This is a genomic window from Candidatus Filomicrobium marinum (assembly GCF_000981545.1).
In the GTDB taxonomy this organism is placed as follows: Bacteria; Pseudomonadota; Alphaproteobacteria; order Rhizobiales; family Hyphomicrobiaceae; genus Filomicrobium; species Filomicrobium insigne.
Genome location: NZ_LN829119.1, coordinates 3,462,860 through 3,489,078, shown reverse-complemented (window position 1 = coordinate 3,489,078; position 26,219 = coordinate 3,462,860). Strand labels below are relative to the sequence as shown.

At 60.5% G+C, this 26,219-nt stretch carries 18 protein-coding genes and 1 CRISPR repeat array; of the genes, 12 read left to right on the top strand and 6 right to left on the bottom strand.

The features are described 5' to 3' along the window. Positions 1 to 5: 5 nt before the first annotated feature. Positions 6 to 4,136, bottom strand: coding sequence for an autotransporter domain-containing protein (locus YBN1229_RS16280; protein ID WP_046478305.1), 4,131 nt, complete (start codon positions 4,134 to 4,136; stop codon positions 6 to 8). 314 nt (positions 4,137 to 4,450) lie between these two features. On the opposite strand from YBN1229_RS16280, the gene YBN1229_RS16275 reads away from it, so the two are divergent. Both YBN1229_RS16275 and YBN1229_RS16270 read left to right on the top strand, forming a co-directional pair. Then, a complete protein-coding gene (locus tag YBN1229_RS16275) occupies positions 4,451 to 5,032 on the top strand; it encodes a LuxR C-terminal-related transcriptional regulator (RefSeq protein ID WP_052744022.1) in 582 nt (193 codons plus the stop codon). 61 nt (positions 5,033 to 5,093) lie between these two features. Continuing rightward, positions 5,094 to 5,717 (top strand): LuxR C-terminal-related transcriptional regulator, encoded by a 624-nt coding sequence (locus YBN1229_RS16270; RefSeq protein ID WP_046480281.1) that lies wholly within the window; start codon positions 5,094 to 5,096, stop codon positions 5,715 to 5,717. Here YBN1229_RS16270 and YBN1229_RS16265 read toward each other — a convergent pair. After that, positions 5,633 to 7,459, bottom strand: coding sequence for an ATP-binding response regulator (locus tag YBN1229_RS16265; protein ID WP_052744021.1), 1,827 nt, complete (start codon positions 7,457 to 7,459; stop codon positions 5,633 to 5,635). The two genes, YBN1229_RS16270 and YBN1229_RS16265, sit on opposite strands and share 85 nt — an antisense overlap. 446 nt (positions 7,460 to 7,905) lie before the next feature. On the opposite strand from YBN1229_RS16265, the gene YBN1229_RS16260 reads away from it, so the two are divergent. The 8 genes from YBN1229_RS16260 to cas2e are packed head-to-tail and all read left to right on the top strand — an operon-like array spanning position 7,906 to position 16,931. Next, positions 7,906 to 10,557, top strand: coding sequence for a CRISPR-associated helicase/endonuclease Cas3 (locus YBN1229_RS16260; protein ID WP_076605316.1), 2,652 nt, complete (start codon positions 7,906 to 7,908; stop codon positions 10,555 to 10,557). Next, positions 10,508 to 12,169: a hypothetical protein gene (locus tag YBN1229_RS16255; RefSeq protein ID WP_076605317.1), complete on the top strand. Its 1,662-nt coding sequence runs from the start codon at positions 10,508 to 10,510 to the stop codon at positions 12,167 to 12,169. The genes YBN1229_RS16260 and YBN1229_RS16255 overlap by 50 nt, the downstream gene beginning before the upstream one ends. Further along, positions 12,141 to 12,803, top strand: coding sequence for a type I-E CRISPR-associated protein Cse2/CasB (locus tag YBN1229_RS16250; RefSeq protein ID WP_160298727.1), 663 nt, complete (start codon positions 12,141 to 12,143; stop codon positions 12,801 to 12,803). Before YBN1229_RS16255 ends, YBN1229_RS16250 begins: the two co-directional genes overlap by 29 nt. After that, the gene (cas7e, locus tag YBN1229_RS16245; protein ID WP_046478308.1) at positions 12,800 to 14,017 is read left to right on the top strand and encodes a type I-E CRISPR-associated protein Cas7/Cse4/CasC; all 1,218 of its coding nucleotides are present in this window, start codon (positions 12,800 to 12,802) and stop codon (positions 14,015 to 14,017) included. Before YBN1229_RS16250 ends, cas7e begins: the two co-directional genes overlap by 4 nt. Beyond that, positions 14,014 to 14,823: a type I-E CRISPR-associated protein Cas5/CasD gene (gene cas5e, locus YBN1229_RS16240; RefSeq protein ID WP_197540857.1), complete on the top strand. Its 810-nt coding sequence runs from the start codon at positions 14,014 to 14,016 to the stop codon at positions 14,821 to 14,823. Before cas7e ends, cas5e begins: the two co-directional genes overlap by 4 nt. After that, positions 14,820 to 15,656 (top strand): type I-E CRISPR-associated protein Cas6/Cse3/CasE, encoded by an 837-nt coding sequence (locus tag YBN1229_RS16235; protein ID WP_046478310.1) that lies wholly within the window; start codon positions 14,820 to 14,822, stop codon positions 15,654 to 15,656. The genes cas5e and YBN1229_RS16235 overlap by 4 nt, the downstream gene beginning before the upstream one ends. Before the next feature lie 4 nt (positions 15,657 to 15,660). After that, entirely contained in the window at positions 15,661 to 16,623 is a 963-nt protein-coding gene (cas1e, locus tag YBN1229_RS16230; protein ID WP_082101180.1) for a type I-E CRISPR-associated endonuclease Cas1e, read from the top strand. 2 nt (positions 16,624 to 16,625) lie between these two features. Continuing rightward, positions 16,626 to 16,931, top strand: a complete 306-nt coding sequence (gene cas2e / locus YBN1229_RS16225; RefSeq protein ID WP_046478311.1) for a type I-E CRISPR-associated endoribonuclease Cas2e — start codon at positions 16,626 to 16,628, stop codon at positions 16,929 to 16,931. A 48-nt stretch (positions 16,932 to 16,979) separates the two neighbouring features. Further along, a CRISPR array of direct repeats spans positions 16,980 to 18,655; the repeat unit is 29 nt; unit sequence GGCTCCTCCGCCCACGCGGAGATCGACCC. Positions 18,656 to 18,959: 304 nt separating this feature from the next. On the opposite strand, the gene YBN1229_RS16220 is transcribed toward cas2e, so the two are convergent. The 4 genes from YBN1229_RS16220 to YBN1229_RS16205 form a co-directional block, all read right to left on the bottom strand. Continuing rightward, on the bottom strand, positions 18,960 to 20,195 hold the full coding sequence (locus YBN1229_RS16220) for a relaxase/mobilization nuclease domain-containing protein (protein ID WP_046478312.1): 1,236 nt from the start codon (positions 20,193 to 20,195) through the stop codon (positions 18,960 to 18,962). After that, positions 20,195 to 20,548, bottom strand: a complete 354-nt coding sequence (locus tag YBN1229_RS16215) for a MobC family plasmid mobilization relaxosome protein (RefSeq protein ID WP_046478313.1) — start codon at positions 20,546 to 20,548, stop codon at positions 20,195 to 20,197. Before YBN1229_RS16215 ends, YBN1229_RS16220 begins: the two co-directional genes overlap by 1 nt. 566 nt (positions 20,549 to 21,114) lie before the next feature. Continuing rightward, the gene (locus YBN1229_RS16210; RefSeq protein ID WP_046478314.1) at positions 21,115 to 21,546 is read right to left on the bottom strand and encodes a hypothetical protein; all 432 of its coding nucleotides are present in this window, start codon (positions 21,544 to 21,546) and stop codon (positions 21,115 to 21,117) included. Positions 21,547 to 21,656: 110 nt separating this feature from the next. After that, a complete protein-coding gene (locus YBN1229_RS16205; protein ID WP_046478315.1) occupies positions 21,657 to 22,151 on the bottom strand; it encodes a hypothetical protein in 495 nt (164 codons plus the stop codon). 80 nt (positions 22,152 to 22,231) lie between these two features. On the opposite strand from YBN1229_RS16205, the gene YBN1229_RS16200 reads away from it, so the two are divergent. Next, entirely contained in the window at positions 22,232 to 22,453 is a 222-nt protein-coding gene (locus YBN1229_RS16200) for a helix-turn-helix domain-containing protein (protein WP_244466778.1), read from the top strand. Between the two features lie 316 nt (positions 22,454 to 22,769). After that, on the top strand, positions 22,770 to 26,165 hold the full coding sequence (locus YBN1229_RS16195; protein WP_046478317.1) for a TM0106 family RecB-like putative nuclease: 3,396 nt from the start codon (positions 22,770 to 22,772) through the stop codon (positions 26,163 to 26,165). Positions 26,166 to 26,219 lie beyond the last annotated feature (54 nt).

Genomic DNA, 26,219 nt, shown 5'->3' with positions numbered 1-26,219 from the left:
TGAGGCTAGAATGTCACGGCCAAACTTGCGCTGAAGCTGTGATCGTCGGCATCATCGGAGATCTGCCCGAGATAGTGCACGCCGAAGTTAGTCGTTTCACCCAATGCGCCGTCAGCTCCGAGTTCCACCACAAGGGCATCCTGGGCAATCGGAACGCCGGTAACGGCAAAGGGCGTGCCTCCCACAAAGGCCATCTTCGCCTGCGCCACGGTGTCACCGAAGGCGTGCCTCCACCCGATGCCACCGCTCAAGCGGATGTTGGTGTTGGTCCCGAAAGCCGTGAATGTCTCGGCGCGTAGGCCAAGAGTCGTAAAGGTGGTGTCCATGCGGGAACTGGCGGCGGTGAGCGCGGCAGCACCTCCCTGCTCCGTGAATTTTCCGCGGTTCAATTGCACATGGGCGAGCGCCGCATAGGGCTCGTAGTTAGCCCACGGCGTCCTGATCCGATACGCGCTCTCGGCGAAGCCTTGGGCTGTCGCGGCATTCGCATCTCCGGACGGGTTGTCGGAAAATCCGGTGAAGCCGATCCTGCGCCGCGTTTCGAGGTCGTTCCACGTATATGCGCCGCCCGCCCGCACATTGAGGGGCCCCCACGCACCACCTGAGTACACGCCCGCGGACCAGTTTTGAGAGGACGCAGAGGATGCGAGGTCATCGACCGAAACATGCGTGTGTCCATAGCCACCCACGATCCCGGCTCGAATGTTATTTGAGACCGGAACATCCGCGCCGGCAAAAATTCCGCCGGACGAGCGGTCTGCGGAAGCTTTTCCACTTTCGCCCGCGGCCCTACCGAACGCACCAAGCAGCTGCCCCCAGTATTCGATGCTGGAAGTGTTGCGAGACGCAGAATTGTTCTCTGCCTCAGGAGTTGATACGACCCGCGCTCCGACGCCTCCGAAGAGACTGCGCAGCCGATCGATTGCGGCGTCGCGGATATAGCGGCTTTCTTCCATCAAGCTAGCCAAAATCGATGGATGGGCTTCGCCGGAAAGCTGATCCATGGCGCCTGTGACTTCGGCATTCGATAGGTTCGTCACTGCGTTGAAGAGCGCGCCAGAGCCCAAACCGGATAGGCTGTCCGCCACTGCGCATTGGTTGGCTGAGAAATCCGAAAGACACATGTTCGCCAGCTGAGACGTCAGATAGACATTGTTGGCATCGTACGACAGCGCAAAATTCAGAAACGCGAAGTCGTCAGTCAGATTAACGAAGGTGCCCGTGACGCCCCCCGTCGTAGTGACGACTGTGTACGTTGTTCCAGGCGTGTAAGTGGCACCGGTATCCGCGCCATTTTCAGGCTTTACATGCGCGGCAGCACCGTTGATCGTGACCGTTCCGGTTGCGTTGACGAGGTCATTGTTGACGCCCGCGACATTTCCTCCGTCGTTGAGTTCGATCTCATAGGTCGAGCCTGGGGCGAAATTGTAATTGACGGCATTCGTCGTGCCGACTGAGTTTCCCGGAGCGAGTATTCCACCTGCGGCGATATTCAGCGTATCGAGTAGGCCGTTGCCGCCGAGCACCCCGCCGGCAAGTGTCAAGGTGCCCCCAAGTGCCGTGTTGATCACGAGCTTGCCCTCGGAAACCGTGGTTGCTCCGGAAAAGGCCGAATTGTCAGCGGTTAGCTCAAGCGTTCCGTCGCCTCTTTTTTCGAGCGTACCAGTACCGATGATCAACCCGGCGTATCCGCCGTTTGCGAGTTGATTGAAGACAAGCTCGCCATTGTTGACAATGCCCGTGGTCTGGCCCGCTGCGTGCGTAATGAACGTGCCGCCGTTGATGGTCACGCCATCGTTGACAACGCCGGTGTTCGTAAATGTGCCTGCGTCATTGACTAGACCGCCGTCCAGGGTTCCGGCGTTGGTCACGGCGCCTTCATTTTTCATCCCGCCTTCGATGATGCCGTTGTTGACGATCCCGCCAAAGTTGTTGAGCGGGTTGTCCACGCTGAGCGTCCGCTCCTCGGCGACGTAAATTCCGGCTTGAGCAGCCGATGTGTTGGTGAGGTTCCTAACTCCCGTGAAGTTACCCCCGGCGACATTAAGAACCGCGTTACCCTCGTTGGTGAAGGGCGCGCTGATCAGAGGGTCATAGCTGTCGAGGTCGCCCGTAACATTGAAGACGCCACCGCCTTGGTTGGACATTTTGCCGAACAGCTCTCCCGAGGCATTGACGGTGCCCTGGTTGGTGAGCCCCTCGCCCCCGCTAACGGACATCAAGTTCGAAGTGGTGAGCGTGGCGCCTGCCTGGTTCACGAATGCCTTTGCTCGCAGTTCGCCGCGATTGACGACCACGCCGCCGGCCGCGTTGTCGAACGTTTCACCAACCCTGAGATCACCGAACGTGCCAATATCGATGCCAGCCTCACCGTCAGCTTGGTTTCCCGATGATGAGTTCTCCAACGTGCCGGTGACGCTCAGCCAACTGTTTCCGATCCGTAAAACGCCGCTTCCGCGATTGACGAATGTATCGTCGGAACGACCGCCAAAGACGGTGGGAGAGATGCTGTGCGACAGCACCACCGTACGTCCTTCGTTGATAATCTCGGCCGCGTTGAGAGTTGAAATGCCGCCGATGTTTATCCTGCCGCCCTCAAGGTTGGTCACCGTCCCGGCGCTGTTGACATCCGCAAGCTCCATCGTACCCGCATTGGTGATGCCGTCGCTACCCGTCACATTGAGCGTTGACCACCCCATCATGGTGAATGCGCCGTCTGCACCCACCTCAATCGCCGCCGTCGACACTTCGGACGAGAGACCGATGTGGAGGTTGCCGCCGGATACGATAAAGCTGCTGCCGTTGTCACCACCATTGTCATCGCCGAACGCATTCTCAAGATAGAGTTCGCCACCCTCCATCTCCACGGCGCCGATGAAGCCGCTATTGTCGCCAGTAAGGTTCGTTCTGCCGGCAATATGCTGAACGGTGCCGGCTCCGATCAGCGGCGTCGCGAAATCGTAGTAGGGATTGCCGGGCCGAGTGTGGTTGAAGACCACGCGGCCATCACCGAGACCGAATTGGATCTTTCCGGCTTGCAGAGTTCCGGGCGCGACAGCATCGTCGCCCGCGGCCGCGCCGATGTTTAGAATGCCAACGGCGTTCACGGATTCATCGCCTAGAAAGACGGTCCCGTTCCCATCTTCGGTTATGATCGTGCCGCCATTGGCAACGGTTAGAATGCCGGTGCCTGTGCGGCCAATTTTAAGGAACTTTCCGCTCACCCATTTCGAGCCGGCACCATCCACGAGTACTTCGCCATGACCGCCATTGTTGGTCCCCACATGTGAACCGAACGAACCAGCGTCCTGGTCGCTCATCACAACGGCGCCGTCCAGTATGTTGAGGACTCCGGTGCCGAAATCTCCGATCATGAATTGTTGGCTGGCTGTCCACGTCGATCCGTTACCGGAAATGGTCACAACCGCGAAGGATTCGGACGACGTTCCGATATCAGCGTCCTTGCTCATCACAGTCGCGCCGCTTGTGATGTCGAACGTGGTGATGTGGTCTGGATGAGGCGTGTAGTTGTTGTTGGACGACGGGCTATAGTTGCTCTCGACGTTGATGCCGTACAGTGTCGAAAGGGAGGATCCGTCACCGTCAACAGTGACGGTCGCTAGCCCGGACGATGAACCCACATAGCCAAAATTAACATAACCACCGAATTCGACGATGGCGCCGTTCTCTATCGTCAGTGTGCCATCGCTATCCAGTCCGATCCAGAGATTACGGTCTCCAGTCAGTTCGGATCCATCACCGCTGACGGTGACCGTTCCCGTCGACCCAGATCCGACGGTCAACCTCTCTTCAAAATGCGCGGCGCCCCCGTTCTCGATGGTGATCGAGCCTTCGCTATCGCGACCGACGTAGGCGCTGTCCTCCACGGTCCACGGATTTGGCTGAGTGCCGCCTGCGCCACCGGTCACCACGTAATCGCCGTCAATATTTACTGACTGCGCTGATGCCTTTCCCGCGATCCCTGACGCCCCGATTACTACGAGAGCAGCAGTGAACGCGGTTGTGCGCCAACGGTGCCGCCGACCGGGTTTGCCCTCATCGCCGTTAGGGCACTCGGGAGCCACAATCAGTCTTGCGAAGGTTCGTGACCAGATGTTCCGGCAGGTCTGGTCCATACGAGGCGCCCCCTCAAAGAATCCGCGCAACCCAATCAGCAGTCTGCGCACGGTCAAATCACGGGCGCGGGGCAGTGTTCCCCCGATTGCGTCCGTCGCTGCCCTGCAAAATGGAACGCGGGGGCGACACCGGCAATTCGGTTAGGCGTGCTAATTGACCTTTAAGGAATCCGGATTTAGCCCCTGATTCGCCAGCGCTTTTGTTCGGATCTACGTCCTTGTTTCCGGGCTCAAACCATTTCGACTAGCACATGCGTGCTATTGGCCGCCGTTTTACGCCGCTTTAGGACCTTTACTGAATGGGGTGGGGCGGGATGAGTTTGAGGAAGATTGTTATCGCGGACGGCATTCCGCTTTTTCGCGATGGGTTGCGTCGTCTTGTTTTGCGCTATGTGACCGACGCATTCGTGCTGGAAGCAGACGATTTCGACTCCATGTTAAGGGTCGCATCCGAAAACCATCCAGCTCTCTTCGTTTTGGATCTTCTCCTCTGCGGTCACGAATATTGTGCCGCCATCAGTCGATTGCGTCAGCACTGTCCCGATAGTGCGATTTTGGTCATTGCCGCCGACACTCAAAAAGCCCAGATCAAAGCTATCATCGAGCATGGCGCAGATGGGTGTGTCGCGAGGTCGGTGAAACCGGAGGTTATGGTTGAAGTGCTCACTGCCACGCTCGGTGACGAGCCCGTTGGCCGTGTCGAACTTTCCGAGTTATCTCCGCGCCAACGCCAGATCCTGGAGCAGCTTGCTCTGGGGCGAACGAACAAGGAAATTGCACTGGCCCTGGGTATTTCCCACTATACTGTGCGTGTGCATATCTCTTCCCTCTTTAGACTGTTGGGCGTCAATTCGCGGACGGCAGCTGTGGCCGCGGCAAGTGGATTGAGACTATAGGTTTCTCGAAAATTCTCTGTTCAACGTGATCACAGCTGCAATTCAACGCGACGTTCAGCCCATGTCAGACCGGATTCTCATCGCTGACGACCACCCTGTTTTTCGAGAGGGTATGCGGCGCATCGTGCAACGTGCCGTCCCGTCTGCGCACATTATCGAAGTCGGAACGACGGCCGAACTGCTGCGGGAAGCGGGAAACGGTCCTCCTCCTTTTCTGATGCTTCTCGACCTCTGCTTTCCAGGCTTCGAGGGGGAAGACAGTATTCGCACCTTGCGCTCAGATTTTCCTACAACTTCGCTCGTCGTGGTGTCGATGTCTGACGACAGCGAGACGGTCGACGGTGTCATGAAAGCCGGAGCTGATGGATTCATCAGCAAGGCCGTTTCGGGACAGGATATGGCGGCGGCGGTCTCCGACGCCTTAGCAGGCGATATCATCGTGCGCATCGAAAGCACGATCAGCGCCAACGGCCCCTTACCGTCTGATGTGCTCGCGCGACTGTCGGACCGTCAACGAGAGGTCTTGCGTTTGATTGGTACAGGTCTCTCCAACAAAGAGATCGGACGGGAACTCAATATTTCGCCTTACACGGTACGCATTCACGTGTCCGCCGTGTTGCGTTCGCTCGAGGTTTCGACCCGATCAGCCGCGGCGCGGGTCGCAGCTGAACTCGGACTATTGTAGTACTTGCCCGACACCGCCGAGAGCAGCAGCGACCGGAGCTGCGACGGGTTCACGGGCTTTGCCAGGACAACAATGCCTGCCCGCGCCGCGTCGGCTCGTAACTGCTCGCTGTCCGAACCGGTCATGATCGCGGCTCCGATTATCTTTGGCGTCGCGGCGCGCAGACGGGTGACAAGGTCCAACCCGGTCGTGCTTCCGCCGAGATCTTGATCGCATAGAATGAAATCCGTGCTGTCGACCTCCGCTCTGAGACTGTCGATCCGGCCTGTCGCCCGCGACGAGCATCCCCAACGGGCGAGCACTTGCGCAGTGCTTTTTCGCACGGCGCGGTCGTCGTCAATCACAAGTACCCGCAAACCTTCGAGAACGCGGTGATGGTCGCGAGCGAGCTTCACGGCAGCCACTTTCCGACTGGCAATCGGCATGAGTTCCTCGATCCAGAAAGTGGTTCCATGTCCGACGCGTGACTGGACGCGGACAGTGAGATCCATCAGGTGCCCAAGCCTGCGAACGATGGAAAGCCCAAGTCCAAGCCCTTCGATCGGACCACCCCGGTGGACATCCAACCGCTCGAACTCGGCAAAAATCTTTTCGCAACGCTCCTCCGGGATACCCGAACCTTGATCGACAACGGCAAGAGCCAGCTTCCCCTGGCGACGCTTGACGCCAACGAGCAGCTTCGCGTTCGGTGCATACTTAATGGCGTTCGAGACAAGATTTTGCACCATAGCCTGCAACAACGCCGGATCAGCGTGCACCCAATGACGCGTGGACACAAAGCGCAGCTCGGCGGAACTCTTCCTCGCGCTTTCCTGCGACTGGCGCACAACTTCGCCAAGGATGTCGTTCAAGGCGAAGTCCACCGGTTCGGGCTTGACCTGACCTGCTTCAATCGCGGACAGATCAAGTAACGAGCGGCAGAGCCGAGAGAGCGAGCTGACCGACTGGTTGACGCTTGCCAAAATCTCCGACGCGTCCGTTCCCAATCGCATCCCTCTCAGACATTCGACGAAGAGGCCAATTGCGTGGATGGGTTGGCGCAGGTCGTGACTGGCCTGTGCCAGAAAGCGAAGCTTTGCATCATGCGCTTCCTTGAGTTGGGCAGAGGTCGCGAAAAGCTTGGCGTTCTTGCGGGAAAGGTCGCGTGAAATCGCGACATTATCGGACAGAAAATCGAACATGCGATGCATGAGGATTGTGAGCGTCACCCCATAGAGCAGCACCATTGTTGCAATGGCAAACATGGAAGGGTTTTGCGCGTAGACGAGGAACGACGCGGCCAGCTGCGGGACAGACGTCCAGATCGACAGCAAACAACTGCGTGGCAAAGCGTGCTGGGAGCTGACGGCGCCTAATGCGGTCCCTCCAAGCGCCAGGGCATAAAGCACGCTGAGATCCAACTCTCCCTGAGCCGCAGAGGCAAAGGCCCCTGCACCCCATACGAGCCCGATAGCCGCTGTGATTGCCGAATGAGCTTTCCCGAAAGCGCTGCGCGGGACACGGGGAAACCAGCCTTTCGCATAGGTATGACTGAGGCCTGCGAGCGCGAGCGAGAGTGCCGCCATCGCGGAGATCCAAACCAGACTCCATGACCCGACATCCCGACGGATCAGCACCACGAACGTGAGTGCACAGACGGATAAGTGGACAATCCAGCTGGCCCTGCCGATGGAGAACAGATAGTCGAGCTGCCAATCGCTTTGTCCGTTGTCTTGGTTATCAGGTGAATTCGATACGCCCATGACAAAGCCCAATAACCGGCGGCGATAGGATCCACGGAGCCGCAAACATACACCTTTGATATCGAGGCAATCATCCCTGCGATACTAGTTCTCGTTCTTCTTTGTCCATGGGCTAACGAGTGAAAGCTTGGCTACTGCATCGTAAGTGGCACATATGTCGGCTATGGATCGGTGATCGGTATAGTGCCGAAGGGCGCCCAATTCGGCTTAAGATGCACCAAGCACCGTCCGCTTTCTCGGCCTTGCGACGGCAGTGTCGTCCCAATAATAGCCGCCATCGGCAAAGCAAAGCGCCCTTATCTCAAATGTTATATCGACGACGTCCGGATTCTAGGGCATCGCTTTAGCAGGCGCTCTCGTCGTACGCATCCTTTCGGTCGCGCAGTTTGCGCTTCAGATATCATACTTGAATACTAGAGAAACGATTGTTTGGAACATTGCGGTCAATGACGAGGGCTCCTTGGGGAAAGTTTGACGCTTCAGCTGGGACGAGACATCACCTTGCTCACCATTGCGCTGATGTAGCGGCGATCTTTCGCAGACTGGTCATGCTGCCGGCATTCAGCGCCAGGCTGGAGCAGGCAGCCGGAGATGCTATCACTGACATCCAACTTGAGCGGCTGACAGCTCTCGTCTTTCTGCACGACGCGGGTAAATTGCATCCAGGCTTTCAAGCGCGCGGCTGGCCTGGTGAAAGCTGGGGCGTCAATCCCCATGGTCATGTCCACGAGGGGCTAGAAATTTTTCTAGCCAACGACGGCGTCGCCAACCTGCCACTCGCGCGCTCACTCCACATCGACTCACTCGTCGGATGGGGTATCGCTGAAAGCCTGCTACGCGCCGTCATATCGCACCATGGTCGCCCGGCACGAAACCAAGTCCGCAACCTCAGCGACGCGAAGCAGTGTTGGCGGTCTAGAGGACCCTATGATCTCGAAGCGGTAGGGCAAGAGATGGGCCGCATCATGTGCCAATGGTTTCCGGCGGCATTTGAGCATGGCGGCACGGAACTGCCTTGCGATAACGGTCAGTTCGAGCATCTCATATGCGGTCTGACGACGCTGGCCGATTGGCTTGGCTCGTCGGCCCAATGGTTTCCGCACATGGCGCAACTAGACGGGACTTACATCGAGACGGCACAAAAAGGAGCCGAAAGGGCGTGTATTGCGGTCGGGCTGGATGCTTTGCGCCAGCGTAACGCCCGCAACTCGGCCATCTGCTTTAGTGACCTGACAGGTTTCTCGTCACCCAATCCGCAACAAGCGCTTGTCGGCGAGATCGATTTGAACGCGCGGGCCGTAATACTTGAAGCGGAGACCGGGTCCGGCAAAACGGAAGCTGCGCTTTGGCACTATGTGCGGCTGTTTGAGGCAGGCCGCGTCGACGGACTTTACTTCGCGGTGCCGACGCGCGCGGCCGCTGTCCAGTTGCATGCCCGGATCGTCAACGCTGCCAAGCGGGTTTTCGGAAAAGACACGCCTCAGCCGGTACTCGCCGTGCCTGGCTACATCAAGGCGGGCGATGTTGAGGGAACGGCGCTGCCACACTGGCGCGTGCTTTGGGATGATGCCGCGCGTGGTGAGCCGGAAAAGCAGCATGCTCGGTGGGCTGCTGAGCATTCGAAGCGCTATCTCGCCGCGCAGATTGCGGTCGGGACCGTCGACCAGGTCATGATGGGCGCGCTGACGGTCAAGCATGCTCACCTGCGTGCCGCCAGCCTGTCGCGCAGCCTCCTCGTGATCGATGAAGTGCATGCCAGTGACGCCTACATGACCTCTGTGCAAAAGGCGCTGCTTGACAGCCATGTCGCTGTAGGCGGCTATGCGATGCTGATGTCGGCAACACTCGGTTCGACGGCACGGGCCAAGTGGCTCGGACACTCCGCGCCCGATTTTGCAGCCGCCTGCGCCATACCCTATCCAGCTTTATGGACCTCGGAGACAGACACGGCCCAATCACCCGAGGCACCGCCCTACAACTCCAAGCACGTCGCCATGGAAACGCTGGTGACCATGGCCGCCGAGGCGACAGCCGAGCGTGCGCTGACCGCTGCGCGCCGGGGGGCGCGTGTCCTCGTCATCCGCAACACGGTGGATCGCGCGATCGAGACACTGTCGGCACTTGAAGCACTCGCCGAGCCCGTGGATCACGGATTGCTGTTTCGGGTTGGCAATGTTTCGACGCTGCATCACAGCCGGTTCGCACCAACCGACCGCAAGCTCCTCGATCAGGCCGTCGAAGCCGCTTTGAACACGGACAAGCATCGGGCGCCCGAGGGCCGCATCGTCATCGGGACGCAGACGCTTGAACAAAGCCTCGATATCGACTCTGACCTCCTCATCACCGACCTCTGCCCGATCGACGTCCTGCTACAGCGCATCGGCCGACTGCATCGTCACAAGCTTGCCCGGCCCGCTGGCTTTGAAGAGCCGCGCTGCATCGTCATGGTGCCGGAGGGCGGGCTTGCGCTGTTGCTGAAGCCCGCCTTTGAGAACGGTCTCGGTGCGTGGCGTGCCGCGGGAGGGCTGCAAGGCGTGTACCGCGATCTTTCGGTGCTGGAACTGACCCGGCGGCTCGTAGAAGGCGACCCGGTCTGGACAATCCCGGAGATGAACCGGCCATTGGTCGAAAGCGCGCTGCATCCCCAGCAGATCAAGGCTCTGCATGAAGAACTCGGCCCAGCCTGGTCGGCCTATCGAGACGACGTGGTTGGCAGCGAGCTTGGCGACCGGCTTGCCGCAAGCGGCGTCCTCATCGATCGCACAAAGCCGTTCGAAAAGTGCGCCTTTCCTGACGGCGCGGAACAGAAGATCCGCACGCGGCTTGGCGAAGACAACGTCCGGCTGCTCCTCGCAGAGCAAGTTCCTGTCGGCCCGTTCGGCGAGCCAGTTACCGAACTCGTCCTCCCCGGCCGATGGTGCCGCGAAATTTCTGGGGAGGACGCACCGCTAGAACATTCAAAGAACTGCAATGCTATCGTACTCTCCATTGGAGATGCCGCGTTCCGGTATGATCGGTACGGACTGGCACGCCAGAGGGACGGGGATAATGGCTCACAATCTGCTGACGGAATCGCTGATCCGGTTCGAGACGACTGAGGGGCAACAGACGGGGTCCCTACCCGACGTCTACGCTGCGCTGATGGCCGATCGCGTAGAGAGTTTTCCGGCCCTGCGCGCGCATCAGGAGCCGGCCTGGCACTTGTTCCTGGCTCAACTTGGTGCCATTGCCTGTCATCGCGCGGGGCTGGACGCGCCGCCGGACGACGACGCGGCTTGGCAAGACATCATCGGCTGTCTGACGCGGGCGGAGTTTCCCAACGATGAGCCGTGGAGCCTCGTCGTCGAGGACTGGTCGAAGCCGGCTTTTCTGCAGCCGCCGGTGCCTGAGGGTGTTACGCTGAAGGATGATGCGGTACTCGCGCCCGATGCGCTCGACATGCTGATCACCTCGCGCAACCACGATCTCAAGCAGGAAGTGGCGCAAGCTGCTTATGACGATGACTGGATGTTTGCCCTAGTCAGCTTGCAAACCATGGAGGGTTACGGCGGCCCAAAGAATTACGGCATAGCGCGAATGAACGGGGGCTCATCGAGCCGCGTGCTGCTGTCGCTTGCCCCGATGTCGCAAACCGTTGGAGAGCCGAGTGTTCGGTACGGCCGCCGCCTGAAACGTGACCTAACGCAGCTTCTAAGGCGCCGCGAAAGCATCCTGGAGCAAACAGCAATCCCATATCGAGAAACGTACGGTATTGCTCTTACTTGGGCTGTGCCCTGGCCCGAGGGCGAGCAACTTGCACTCGAGGATCTCGACATCTGGTTCATCGAGGTTTGCAGACGAGTCCGCCTCGAAGACTCTGCATCTCGATTGTTCGCCAAGGTGGGAAACTCATCTGCCGAGCGCGTCAGGGCCAAACATCTCAATGGCAACATAGCCGATCCTTGGGCTCCGGTGCATCCAGTCGAAAGTAAAGCGCTATCGATCACTGAAAGGGGCAACTTTCACTACCGGCGCATTGTGGAGCTCACATTATCTGGTGAGTGGCAGTTACCTCCCCTTGCCGAATTGGGTGCAGACGAACTTGACACGACACCGAACTGGTTGCTCGCATTCGCAGCGATTGCGCGCGGAAATACGGTGACTGGGGGTTTCAAGTCCCGGACCATCCCGCTCGATGGACGCACGGCGCGCCGCCTGGGCGCACAACGTCGAGAACTCCACCAACTCGCAACCGAACAGATCAGTGAGATCAAGAAGATCGACGACGCGCTCGCGGGTGCTATCGGCGTCTTTGGACGTAGCGGCGTCTATTGGCGTGACGTTCCCAAGGACCGGCGCAAGAAGGAGGGCGAACGGCAACGCAAACGCGCCCAACCCTACCGAGACCGCCTTGATGTCGTTGCGGATCGCGCCTTTTTCAGAGCGCTTTGGGCCCGCTTCGAAGCGCAGGATCAAGGCTCATCGGAAGCCGTGGAAGACGCCCGTCGCGCGTTCTTGCTGCCGCTGATCGATGCCACTCGCGACCTTCTCGAAGAGGGGCTCGCCGACATCCCGTGCCCGTCGATCCACCGCCCGCGCGCCGAAGCCCGTGCGCGACGTTGGTTTGAAGCTCAAATCCGAAGCGATCGAGAGACGAAAGCAGGTGGCTCCGTTGGCTTCCCCGGCTTGTTCGACAAGCGCAATGACACGGAGGTGGCCCATGCAGCCTGAAGCTCAGGAAAGCCGGTCGAAGACGGGTGACACAATTTTCGCCTTTGGCCGGACCCTGGCCGATCTCGACCCTGGTGCGCTCGCTGACATGAGGCGCATGTCGCTCGACGGTAACGCGCACGGCGCGCCCTATTTCTGGCGGCTCGCGTCGCGACACGGTTTCGGAACGGGGGACCGGCTCGCGACGTGGGCGCGCATCGTCCAGATCATGGCGATCCTCACTGACAAGGGGCAGCCCGAGGGAAAGCGCTCACCGCATGCGCCCGCCACGAAGGACAACGGCTGGCGCGGCCTCGGCCAGGCGCTCTGCGACGGCGCCGATCTAAACTGGCCTGGTGAACTACCCCCGGGGTCAAAGCCACGCCCGATGCTGTCGGAACTGCGCTTCGCCCGCCTGCTGGCCGCCCGCGGCCCAATGCGCGCCGAATTGATGGAACGTGCCGCCCGCGCACTCGCCGCGAAGAAACCACCTGGCGCCCAGGTCAACTGCACCGATCTAGCTTACTTCCTGCTCGATCCCGACAATCCGGCACACGCGCGCAAGCTCGCGCGCGACTACTACGCCCGCCTCGATCGAGCTGGCCGAAATGATGACCAGTCCAACAAAGTTGACGCCACCGGAGATGCCGCATGACCACCTCCCGTTTTCTTCAAATCCATACTCTGCATTCCTATTCCGCCGCCCTCTTGAACCTCGACGACAGCGGACTGGCGAAGCGCATCAAGTACGGCGGCGCCATGCGCACGCGCGTCTCCAGCCAATGCCTCAAAAGGCACTGGCGCTTGGCGGACGACCCGCATGCACTGCTGAAAATCGCTGGTGCGGAGGACGCCTTTCGCTCACGTGAACTCGTTACGCTCAAGGTCCTCGAGCCGCTTTCAGCAAGCTACAAGCCATTGACGCTGGCTGTTTTGAACGACACCTTCCAGAAACACGTCTACGGCGACAAGGGCACCGACAAGAAGTCTCGTCAAACGCTGCTCTTGGGCGCGCCGGAGTTACGCTGGTTGGCGAAAGAGGCAGATTCGCTAGCGCCACAAATCGAGGCGGCGCTGAGCGCTCCCAACTCCGATGCAACGGATAAGAAGGCTGTTGCTCAGGCTTTGAAGGACGCTGACGGCATCTTAAAGCCGTGGGTTAGTGACAAGAAAAACAATCTCTCCACTCTGCGCGAACAGAATGCCTTGAATGCAGGCCTCCCCGCCGCACTGTTCGGCCGCATGGTGACGTCCGACCCGGCCGCCAACATCGAGGCGCCGATTCACGTCGCGCACGCCTTCACCGTGCATGAGGAGGAAACCGAAAGCGATTACTTCACAGCTGTCGACGACCTCAAGCGCGACGAGGACGATTCCGGCGCCGACACCATCCAGGAAACCGAACTCATGTCCGGCCTGTTCTACGGCTACGCCGTCGTCGATGTCCCCGGCCTCGTTTCCAATCTCACCGGCTGCGAGCGTCCCGAGTGGACCAGCGCCGACCGCACCATGGCGGCCGAAGTCGTGCATAACCTCATCTACCTCATCGCCGAGGTTTCGCCCGGCGCCAAGCTCGGCTCGACCGCTCCCTATGGCCGGGCCGAGATGGTGCTGGTCGAGGCCGGCGACCGTCAGCCGCGAAGCCTTTCCGCGGCATTCCGCACGCCGGTCAGGGCCGACCTGTACGCGGCCTTGAAGGCAAGCGCGGAACACCTGGCCACCATGGATCGGCTGTACGAGACCGGAGAAGCCCGCCGCACCCTGCACCCCATGAACGAAGACGTGTTCCGGTCGGCCCCGCGCGGCTCATTGCGCGAAATCGCCGAATGGGCGAAGGCTGCGGTCCTCAACGGTGAGGCGACGCGATGAGCATGAGCCCCGCCCGCCGCTGGCTCGTCCTGCGGCTCGAGGCGCCGCTGCTCTCGTTTGGTGCGGTTGCCATCGACAATTACGGCGTCACCTGGGACTTCCCGGCGCTGTCCATGCTGACCGGGCTGTTCGCGAACGCGCTCGGCTATGAGCGTATCGAGTGCGAAGCACATCAGGCGCTACAGGACCGCATCGTCTTCGCATCGCGGCGCGAGGATGAGCCCTATCATGGCGTCCTGACCGACGTCCAAAACGTGCATATGCAAAAAAGCGACAAGGGATGGACCACCCGTGGAACGCCTGAAGGCCGCGATGGCGGAAGCTACGGCGGTCCACATCGCCGCTTCCGTGATTACCACCCCGATGCGCTTGTCGCGGTCGTCCTCACCCTGCACCTGCCACCGGACCATGCCCTCCCCGCCGGCCGCCACCATCCCACTCTCGACGATCTCGCCGCTGCCCTAGACCGTCCCGAGCGCCCGCTGTTCATCGGCCGCAAGCCCTGCCTGCCTGCGTGGCCGCTGAACGCCGGACTGATCGAAGCAGAAACCGCCCACGATGCGCTCCTCAAACTGCCCGCGCTGATGGACCTAAGCAAACGAGAGCCGCGTAAGACCGGTGACCTGCGCGCGCAATGGCCAGCCGGCGACGGCCCCGACCAGGGCGCAGGAGTCGACCGGGGCCTTGCCATCCACGACCGCCGCAACTGGATCTCCGGGCTTCACGGCGGCACGCGCCGCGTGATCGAAGGTCGCTTAGCGCCGCCCGCGCCGCCACCTACAGCAGATGGCGAGGTGGCCATATGAGCAGCCCGCTTCATTTCGCGCGCGTGCCGATCCGGCTCTCAGCCTTGGCCCGCTACGCTGGCGACCGCGACTGGATACCCCGCAAACGGCGTGACGGCCGAGAGGCCGATGCCGGCTTCGATCCCGGCCGGGCCTTGCACCACGTACTGGACGAAACGTTCGGCCCCAACGCGCTCAAGCCGTTCCGCCTCATGGTGCCGCGCCATAAGGATCTGGGGACCATCTACGCCTACACGGCATGGCCTAAGGACGAGCTTCTCGCGATCGCCGCTGAAACAGCGGTGCCCGAGTTTGCCGCGGATCACATCCTGAGGCTTGTCGATCTCGACACCAAGCCAATGCCCGAGACCTGGACCGAAGGCAAACGTCTCGCATTCGATGTCCGTGTCCGCCCTGTCTCGCGCATCCGCACCGAACTGCCCAACCCGAACCCGAAACGGCCCGCCTACAAGCCTGGCTCCGAAGTGGACGTCTTTCTACTCGAAGCGCAGCGGAACCATCCGGACGGCCGCACACGCCTCGTCGATGGCACGCCGACTGCCTCGGGCATGATGATTGCCGGCCGCGACCGTCCCACGGTTTACCGCGATTGGCTCGCAGCCCGCCTCGACGGAGCCGCCGAAGTCGACCACGAGCACACCGACCTCACGGCCTTTCAGCGCTCCCGTGTCTCCCGCGGCGGCGCATCCGTCGAAGGCCCAGACGCCACCTTCCACGGCGAACTCAGCGTCACCGACCCCGAGCGCTTCCACGCCCTCCTCGCCCGCGGCATCGGCCGGCATTTGTCGTTCGGCTTCGGCATGCTGCTCCTGCGCCCGCCCAGACGGAGGTAGTCCCATGCTGCTCGGACGCCTCGGTCTCGAAAAGGCCCGAATTCCGCATGCCGACCGGCACGGGTGCGTATTTCTTGAACGCGGCCGGCTCGAGGTCGAGGATGGCTGCCTGCGGTTCGTCTGCGCCGGCGGTGGCGCACTCGATGCCGGCGACTACCAGCTCCCGCACCAGTCCGTTTCGATCATCCTGCTCGGCCCCGGCTCGTCCGTGACCCATGACGCACTCCGTATCCTCTCCGCCCACGGCTGCGCACTCGCGGCCATCGGCCAGGGCGGCGTCCGCTTCTACACCGCACCGCCGCTGCTTCCCGACTCTTCCGCCCTCGCACGCCGTCAGGTCACCTTCTGGGCCGACCCGAAGGAGCGCGTCGCCGTCGCCCGCCAGATGTACACGATCCGCTTCGGCGAGGAGGTGAAGGCGCGCACGATAGAAATGTTGCGCGGCATGGAAGGCGCACGCCTGAAACGCCTCTACGAACTGACCGCGCAGCGCTACGGCGTCCCATGGAAAGGGCGCCGGTATGACCGCGCCAACCCGAATGCAACCGACATCGCGAACCAGGCGATCAACCATGCGGCAAGCGCGGTGGAGGCTGCCGCTGCGATCGCGGTCGCGTCGACAGCAACGATCCCGCAGATCGGCTTCGTGCACGAGGACAGCGGCCAGTCGTTCATTCTCGACATCGCTGACCTCGTCCGCCACGACGTGACTCTGCCGATCGCGTTCGGTGCGGCAAAGCAGGCCTTGCAAGAACGCGACGAGAACCTCGAGCGGCTTGTCCGACGGCGTGCCGCTGAGACGTTCAACAAAGACCAGACCGTGGCTCGGCTGATCAATCACATCAAGGCGATCCTGGCCCCGCCGCTTTCGGGCGACATCTCGCGACCTGAGCCGGCGTCGGAGCCGAAGCCCGTTACCGAGCCCTCGAAGGGTTCGCCTCCCGATCCCGAACGGAGGGAGGCTTGAGCATGCCGCTGTGCATTGTCGTCACGCGCGATGTCGAGATGCGCTATCGCGGCTTTCTGGGCTCGATCATGCTGGAGGCCTCGCCGGGCGTCTACGTCGGTCCACACTTGACGAAGGGTGTACGGGAACGCGCGTGGAGCGTTCTGGAGGACTGGCACGCCAGCCTGCAGTCGGGCAGTATCGTGATGATCTGGCGCGATACGTCGGCGCCAGGTGGGCTTCAGATCAAAACGCTTGGTGAGCCGCCGAAGGACATCATCGAGCACGAAGGTGCCCTGCTCGTTCGCCGGCCGTTTCGCGCCACTTGACGCGTGTTCTTTGACATCTGTAAAGATATCAATCTCTTGCGTGCAAGAGGCTCCTCCGCCCACGCGGAGATCGACCCTCAAAACAGCTTTCTACCGGGCCGGGTCGCTAGGCTCCTCCGCCCACGCGGAGATCGACCCCCGGCGTCGTCAAGCTTGACATTGACCGGATCGGCTCCTCCGCCCACGCGGAGATCGACCCGGAAAAGGGTTGGTGCCGGTCTTGTCTTCATCGGCTCCTCCGCCCACGCGGAGATCGACCCCACGGACGCGCTATCTCAGCCACTACGAGGAAGGCTCCTCCGCCCACGCGGAGATCGACCCCCCGCCCGAATAGTCTTGCCAGCCGGTACCCCGGCTCCTCCGCCCACGCGGAGATCGACCCGAGCATCCGAACTGGAAAGTCGTAGGCGGTTGGGCTCCTCCGCCCACGCGGAGATCGACCCGTCCTTACGTCATGAGAACGCAGCGGCAACAAGGCTCCTCCGCCCACGCGGAGATCGACCCCTTCGCCGCCATTCTCTCGACAGGCCCGCAGCGGCTCCTCCGCCCACGCGGAGATCGACCCCTACCCCAGTTCAGGAGGCTCTAGGAGGCATCGGCTCCTCCGCCCACGCGGAGATCGACCCGCCGACACTTTGTCTGCGGTGATGTCTTTCAGGGCTCCTCCGCCCACGCGGAGATCGACCCGGCACCGCTGCAACCTCCATTCCTCAAGGCACGGCTCCTCCGCCCACGCGGAGATCGACCCAATCCTATTCCCAACGCACTCCTTTACTGTTCGGCTCCTCCGCCCACGCGGAGATCGACCGGGACAGTAGCTCCGGCTGGGTGGCTGCTTTGTGGCTCCTCCGCCCACGCGGAGATCGACCCCTCCCGTAACACCTCCAGCGATTGCATTGGCGGGCTCCTCCGCCCACGCGGAGATCGACCCTGTCATTACCCCGTTGCCCTCTTTCTAGCCCTGGCTCCTCCGCCCACGCGGAGATCGACCTGCGAGTGAGCGCTTCCACAAGTGCGTGGTGGCGGCTCCTCCGCCCACGCGGAGATCGACCCTTGAATGTCTTCCTGAATATGGGCTGCCACCCGGCTCCTCCGCCCACGCGGAGATCGACCCTATGTCTCCATCAGCATTCCACTGCGCGAGGTGGCTCCTCCGCCCACGCGGAGATCGACCCCATTAGCCGAGACGTTTTCGCGAAATTTGACTGGCTCCTCCGCCCACGCGGAGATCGACCCAGAGTCGAAGCGCTCGCCCCGGTGTTTGCCGAGGCTCCTCCGCCCACGCGGAGATCGACCCTCTGGCTGTATTTCTGGGATCTGAGCTTCAGTGGCTCCTCCGCCCACGCGGAGATCGACCCGGAAAGGGCAGGCCTGGAATGGAGTGGCAGGGGGCTCCTCCGCCCACGCGGAGATCGACCCCACGATCAACGGGCAGCTTTTCCCGCTCCACCGGCTCCTCCGCCCACGCGGAGATCGACCCGATCGATGTGATAATCGCAACCACCCAACAGGGGCTCCTCCGCCCACGCGGAGATCGACCCGCAGCCAAGTCGTTGGAAGCACCCGCATCTCAGGCTCCTCCGCCCACGCGGAGATCGACCCTCAAAACAGCTTTCTACCGGGCCGGTCGCGACGGCTCCTCCGCCCACGCGGAGATCGACCCATCCCCACGCGCAAATGTAATCCCGGCGATATGGCTCCTCCGCCCACGCGGAGATCGACCCGCCTGCGGAGCTAGAAGCGCTCAACAAGGGTGGGCTCCTCCGTCTAAGCGGAGATGACGCGAGTCAAGGTCCTCCGGGATAGCGCTGCCAAGCGCTATTCCATGACTGCTCAAGGGAGTGGAGCAATCATGGCAGTTCGCCGATCTCTAAACAGATCGATGAGCTGGAGAATTTTCTGCTTTCTTGGCACACAAGAAGTCACCGATAGCGGTGGTCGCTCGGATGATGATGTCGGCCGTGTATTGAAGAGCTGTCGATTAAGCAAAATGGGTCGGTGTGGTTTGGGACAATAGTTGACGGCTCACTAGGCGCGGCCGCGTGATGCCGTATCCGATGCATTGGTAAGGTTGACATAAGTCCATGACATCCGCTTGCGCTGCTGGCTTATGAGCCTGCGGTGTCGGTCAATGACCGCTCGGTCGGTCTGTGCACGGATGAGGCTGTCGAGGTGGTCCTTGATGGCGTTTCGGGGTGGTCGTGAATGCGGCTTCTGGGGCCTCCCCAATCCGGTGCGTGCGGTCGAAAGTGCTGTGCGCGTGTGGGGCACTGCCGGAATGGAAAGGGCGGGGAGGATGGGCGGCACCTTCCGCGCGGCCGCCTTCGCGGCGCGCTCTGTGCGCATATCGTTGATGGTTTCCGTGAGGTCGTGCTTGGTGGCGAGGCCCCAACCCATGAGGGCGCGCGTGATATCGACCGCATCCACGTCAAACCAAGGCCGCCGCAATGGGCTGGTCAGGACGATATCCGGCAGTGCCTCTCGCCGGCGAACCATGCCGTTGGCGGAAAGGGCAAGCCCCAGGCTGGACAAGGTGGCATAGCCTTGGACGTTCCCGAGGACCATGCCCTTTCCCTTGGGTTCGAAGGCGAGCCCGTGTTCGGCAGCCAGCAGGTTGAGGTCTTCGATGGTGGTGGCGTGATCGAGGTTTGTTGAGAGGTAGTCCCCGAATTCGCGGGAGGCGCGCTTGCTCCATTTGGTGCGCGCAGTGTTGGCCCCCTTCCCTGCCGCCCGGAACGATTTGCTGTCGGGCAGCTGGGGAAGTTCATCGGTCAGCTCGGGGTCGAAACTGTGGGCGGGTATGTACTCGAAGCCGTGTTCCTCGGACAGCTGCCGCATGATCTGGTCGAAGCGGGCAAAGTCGTTGGTCGTTTTCCAGGCCTTGCGGGTTTCCGGGTGGACGCGGTTGAGCATGATGTGGAAGTGGCGGTGGGATGTGTCGCCGTGGCCCATGATCAGGGCCTGATGCTCCGACAACCCGGCCAGGTCGAGCGTTCTCCGAGCGATGTCCTGCATGATTTCACCGGATGGCCGCTCGCGCTCGTGCCATGCCACCATCAGGTGGTAAACGGGTTTCGCGCACCGCGCGGAACGTGAGGCGGTGGCTTCCATGTAGCGGGCCGCAAGCAAAGGATCGTCGGTGCCGAGGTTCTGCGCGAAAAACCACCGGACCCGGTCGGGATGGGGTTGGCCCCCCTTCCCGTTCAAGAGGTAACGTGCAAGGGCACGAAAATCGCTCGACGTTGGCGCGACCTTCGCCAGCATCAGAGTTGCGCCACTTTCTGGTTGATGGCGTCGATGCAGCTGCGGATTTCCTGCATGGGTACGGCGACATAGCCAATGTTGGCCTGATGGGCGAGCTGGTTCAGGTTGTTGCCGATACGGGCCAGCTGGTGGACCAGTTCATCGGTGATGCCGTGCGGATGCGGCAGCCGCACGGGAATCCCCTTCAGGTGCGCCTGCAAAATCGTTCTGGTCAACCGGGATATCTTGATGCCGCGTTCCGCGGCGATGCGGTGCATCTGGCGATGGTCGTCTTCACTCAGTCTCGCCTTCAGGAATCGTGGTTTGACCACCTTTTCTTCCTTGTCGGCGCGTTTTGAACATCTGCGCGGCATCTTAATGGCTTTCCTTGAAAGGAACGGAGCGGGGCGCCGGGGCTTGCCCCGGCGCCACAGCGCCGAAGGCGCCGCCTTTGACCAAAATTGTGGTCAAAGGCATACCTCGCTCCGTTCCTTTCAACCTTCTCTTAGCTTCACTTTGCATACCAGCGGTATGCCCTGTGTATGGGCAGCATCGATGCATCGACGCCACGTTCCCTGCCTAGGTGAAAATCATCCCCCGCCATCACAAGGACTTGCGCCGCGTCTGGATGGCATGAGGGTGCTTTTGGGAGAGGCAAGTGCATGCAGGAACCGGAATACAGACCCTGCGCACGGGTGGCTTCACGCCCCCCGAACCCCCCGTGAAGTAGTTACAGCCGGTGATGGAGTGTATACAACAGATGGGTGCTTATGGTGCAGGCGCGAGGGGTTTCGGACGCATTCGGTATTGCTAGGATGGCAGTGCGGTACAGCTTGAAGAGGCGATGACCGTGCCGGTGATGGGCCACCGAAAGGACTGCGGCCTTCGCCATTCGGCCCCGCCCTAAGCGTGGGGCCTTATTTGTTGAGACGGGTTGCGATCATCGTTTGCCGCGCGAGCGTCCTTTGTCGTGGTAGGCCTTGAAATCGCTCGCGGTAAAGTCGGCCTTGGTGCGTTTGAGCCCTGGCAGAGTTGGCATGTAGCCGGTTTCGATGACCTCGCGCTGGGGTGAAGGGATGCGCTTGTCATGCAGCGCGGATGTTGTGTGCAGTTTCGCGATGACATCGAAGGGCACAGTCATGAGGTCGCGCAGCTGCACATGAAGGGCTTTGGCCAACTCGGATAGCAGCCCGTAGGCCCATTGGCGCATGGCGTCGGGATCGGACATGTGGGCTGGCGCTTCTGAGGCGTCGAAGGCAAATGTCCAAGCGGGCGTGTCGTCCTTTTGCTCAAGCCAAGCCTTGAGGGAGAAGTTTCCGCCGAGATAAACGCGGTGCTTTCCCTGATGGTTGACGGTGTGGGTGATGATCATGAGGGGAGCCTACCCCGCTAACCACGTGAGTCGGCAATGTGAATTGCCCACGACGTAGGCAGTTAGCAGTTTAAGCAATACAAGTTCAAACGGGAGTGTTGCAGGCAAGCCTACATGCGGGGAGAGCGTTTTCGGCTCTTGGTTGGTTTCGGAGGGTCCATTTTCGGTTCGAAGCCCGGCAACGCGAAGGGAAGTTTGTCGGATTTGACGAAAGAGAGCTTGATGGGCCGGTCGGGGGCATCGAGGTAGGTCCAGGTTCCCGTTTTCAGGTCCAAAGTAAATTCGCGGCCATCATCGACGTAAACGCGGTGATGGTTGAGGTTCTTCTCGATTTGGGCTTCCTCGCGGGCGTTGATGGCGAGCCCGAGGTGATGGGAGGCTTCGCTCAACCGTTCAATCGCTTCGACGATCTTCGGGTCGTCGGTTTTGAGGCGGTGAAGCGTTGCATTGAGGCCGATATCGATGGTGGAGGCGATCATGTCGCGCATGTCTTCGCTGCGCTCATCCTTGCCGATGGCGTTGGCCAACGTTTTTCGTGCCGTGCGATACTCGTCATGCGCGGCGGTGCAGGCGGCTTGAAGTTCTGTCAGGTCTGGTGGGGCCACGTTGTGGACTCCCGTGTTGCGAAGCGGCGATCACGTTGTAATCTGCAAGCAGAGGGATGCAAACGCAAGAGCAATGGCCCGTGGCGGATATTCCTGAGAGAAAGACGCTGCTGCAAACGGCACAGGCAGCGGCATATCTGCATATCAGCCCACGGACCCTTGAGGATTACCGGATCAAGGGCGGTGGCCCGGTGTTCATTCGACTTGGTCTGGGGAAGCGGAGTCCTGTTCTGTATGATCTTGCGGATCTGAATGCGTGGCTTGATTCCCGGAAGGTGGCGGCAACGTTTGAAGAATCATAGCGCCGGGCGGGATATTTTCGATGGCTTGTCCGGTTTGGTCGCCACCATAATTCGCGAGGCGATGAAACAGAATCGAGCGGCAGCCCAAGTTGCCCTTTGCCAACAAAGAACTGCCGGAAGAAGACCAGCACGCTTCATCGAGGTCGCCGAAGCAGAACTCCTAGTCTTCATGAAGGCAACTTCGCCTGCTGCGGCATCAGACCAAGCGAGTACGCCGCATGGCGAGAGGTATGGGAGCGCCGAAAATAGCCGGTAACTTGTGGACCGTCGGCAGCTACTTTTTGCCCGCTGAGCATTAAAGGCATATCGTATCCCAATGAAAAAACGCGGGGGAAAATTCGAACTTAGCGCTACTGATCTTGTCGGACATTTGAACTGTCGGCATCTGACGTCGCTTGACCGTTCAGTTGCCGAAGGCACGCTTGCCAAACCGAAGGTTTGGGACCCGCTCCTCATGGTGCTCGCCGAGCGCGGCACGAAGCACGAGCAGAGTTATATCGACCATCTCGAGGCATCGGGGATCGAGGTTGTCCGAATCGACGGTGTCGATGTGTATGACAAGGCCGTCACCGAAACGCTTGATGCCATGCGTGCTGGCGCGCAAGTCATAGCGCAAGGCGCGCTTTCGGATGATGGCTGGATCGGACGCGCCGATATCCTGAGGCGCGTCGATGATAGACCCAGCAACTTAGGTGACTGGTCATACGAAGTGATCGACACCAAGCTCGCACGTGAAACGAAAGCAGGTGCGGTCCTGCAGCTCGCGCTCTATTCGGATCTGCTGACTCAAGCTCAAGGCGTCGCGCCCGAATATATGTACGTCGTTGCGCCTTGGTCGGACTTCGAACCCCGGCGCTACAGGTTCGCGGACTCTGCTGCATACTTTCGCAAAGTGAAGCGGGGCCTAATCGATGACCTGGCAGCCAAAGAAACTGCAAAGACCTACCCTGATCCGAAAGAGTATTGCGACATCTGCCGATGGCGGGAGAGCTGTGATAAGCGCCGCCGTGATGATGACCACCTTTGCCTTGTCGCCGGAATCTCCAAAGTCCAGATCAATGAACTGAAGCGGCGCGAAGTCTCTACGGTCGAGCAACTGGCAACGATGCCCTTACCGCTGAGCTGGAAGCCCGACCGCGGTTCGGCTGACTCGTACGAGCGCATTCGGGAACAAGCGCGCATCCAGGTCGAAGCGCGGCAAAGCGGCGAGCGCAAGTTCGAACTTCTGCCGGTCTTGGAGGGCTTGGGGCTCACGCGACTTCCCGAACCATCACCCGGTGATATCTTCTTCGATCTTGAAGGCGATCCGTTCGTTGGCGAACACGGGCTCGAATATCTCTTTGGCTATGTGTTCGAGGAGGACGGTTCTTTCCTTTATGTCGGCGATTGGGCCTTCACCCGCGAAGATGAAAAGAAAGTGTTCGAGCGGTTTGTCGACTTCGTCATGGCTCGGTGGGAAACTTACCCCGACCTTCACATCTACCACTACGCACCTTACGAGCCCGCTGCGATGAAGCGCCTTATGGGGCGCTATGCGACACGTGAGGAAGAAATTGACAGGATGTTGAGGGCAGGCCTGTTCGTTGATCTCTACCAGGTCGTGCGGCACACGGTCCGAGCGAGCGTGGAAAGTTATTCGATCAAGCAGATGGAACCGTTCTTCTCGTTTGTTCGCGAGAAAGACCTTGCCGATGCCGGGACCGCGCTTGCTGCAATGCAGACTGGCCTTGAACTCGATGACACGGCGTCCATCTCGGAGGAAACGAAGGAAGCCGTTCTCGCTTACAACAAGGACGACTGCCTTGCCGCCGAAGGATTGCGAAACTGGCTCGAGGAACTGCGAAATCAAGTCGTCGCAAGAGGGACCGATGTTCCGCGTCCCGAGGCCGGTGACGGCTCGCCGAATGAGCGCATCACCACCTGGATTCTGAAGATTAATGCGATCATCGATCGGCTGACCGGCGACATACCCGTCGATCCGGACGAACGGAACGACGAGCAGCAGGCGAGATGGATACTCGCTAACATTCTCGATTGGCATCGAAGGGAAGAAAAAGCGCTCTGGTGGGAATTATTCCGCTTGTCCGACCTCTCGGCAGAAGATCTGCTGGATGAGCGTGCCGGGCTGTCTGGCCTGTCCTATGTCGGGAATGCGGGCGGTACCAACACAGCGCCGATACACCGCTATAGCTTTCCGCCGCAAGAGACGGATCTGCGCGGTGACGAAGAGCTTCGCTCGCAAGGCGGAGAGAAGTTCGGAACGGTCGCCGCGATCTCCTTCGATGACCGAACGATCGACATCAAGAAGCGGAAAGATTCTGCCGGCATCAATCCCGTGGCGATATTTGCCCATAAGGTTATCGATACGCAGCCAATGAAAGATGCGCTGGTCCGGCTTGGCGAATACGTTGCCGATAACGGTATCGAGGGCGATGGCCCGTATCAGGCGGCGCGCGATCTCCTGCTGAGGATCGCCCCGCGCACCGGCGGCGAACCTCTCCATTATGAAGGTGAAGCGGCCAGCGCAACTGCCGTCAGACTTTGCAGCCATCTGGAGGGTGGCGTCCTGCCAATCCAAGGTCCACCAGGAGCAGGCAAGACATACAGCGGCGCGAGAATGATTTGCGAGTTGGTCCGTCAGGGAAAGACGGTCGGCATTACGGCGAATAGTCACAAGGTCATTCGCAACCTCATCGACGGCACGATTGAAGCTGCCGACGATCTGGGCATTGGAGTCCAATGCTGCCACAAGGCGGACAAGGTTGGCCAACCTCAGCATCGGCTCACCTTCGCAAAGCGGAGCGAAGACTTGATAAATGCGCTTGGCGGCAACGTGAATGTTGGCGGCGGGACTGCGTGGCTGTGGGCAAGGCAGGACGCCTTCGAAATACTCGATGTGCTGTTCGTAGACGAGGCCGCCCAGATGTCTCTCGCTAATGTTCTGGCGGTTTCGCAAGCAGCCAAGACCGTCGTTCTGCTCGGGGACCCGCAACAGCTCGACCAGCCGATGCAGGGCACTCATCCGGAAGGTACAGACGTTTCAGCTCTGACGCACATACTTGGCGATGCCCACACGGTGCCGGCTGACCGCGGACTCTTCCTCGAACAGACCTGGCGTTTGCATCCCGACATCTGCGCCTTCACTTCTGAACTGTTTTATGACGACAAGCTTACTTCGAAGCCCGGGCTCAGGGCGCAAGTCATCGAGTCAGACGGCGCAATCAGCGGCTCCGGGTTGCGCTATGTTCCGGTGCACCACACGGGCAATCAGAACTGCTCACCGGAAGAGGCCGAAGAGGTAAGCAAGCTCGTCAACCAAATCCTGGCCGGCAATGCGACGTGGATCGACCGCGACGGAAACGAGCACGGACTGACGCTAGACGATATCGTCATCATCACGCCGTACAACGCACAAGTCTTCGAAATTCAGCAACGACTTCCCGGCGCTCGCGTCGGGACCGTCGATAAGTTTCAGGGGCAGGAAGCGCCGATCGCCATCTACTCAATGGCAACGTCAAGCCATGCGGATGCCCCACGAGGGATGGAATTTCTCTACAGCCTGAATCGTCTGAACGTGGCGACGTCACGAGCCAAGTGCATCTCGATCATCGTTAGCTCAGCGCAGCTCTTCGAAGCTGAGTGCCGAACACCTAGACAGATACAGCTGGTCAATGCGTTCTGCAGGTACGTAGAACTGGTAAAAAACCTCTAAAAATCCACAAGGAACTCAATGGCGTGTTTCTATATTACTGGAGCTGGCCGAAGG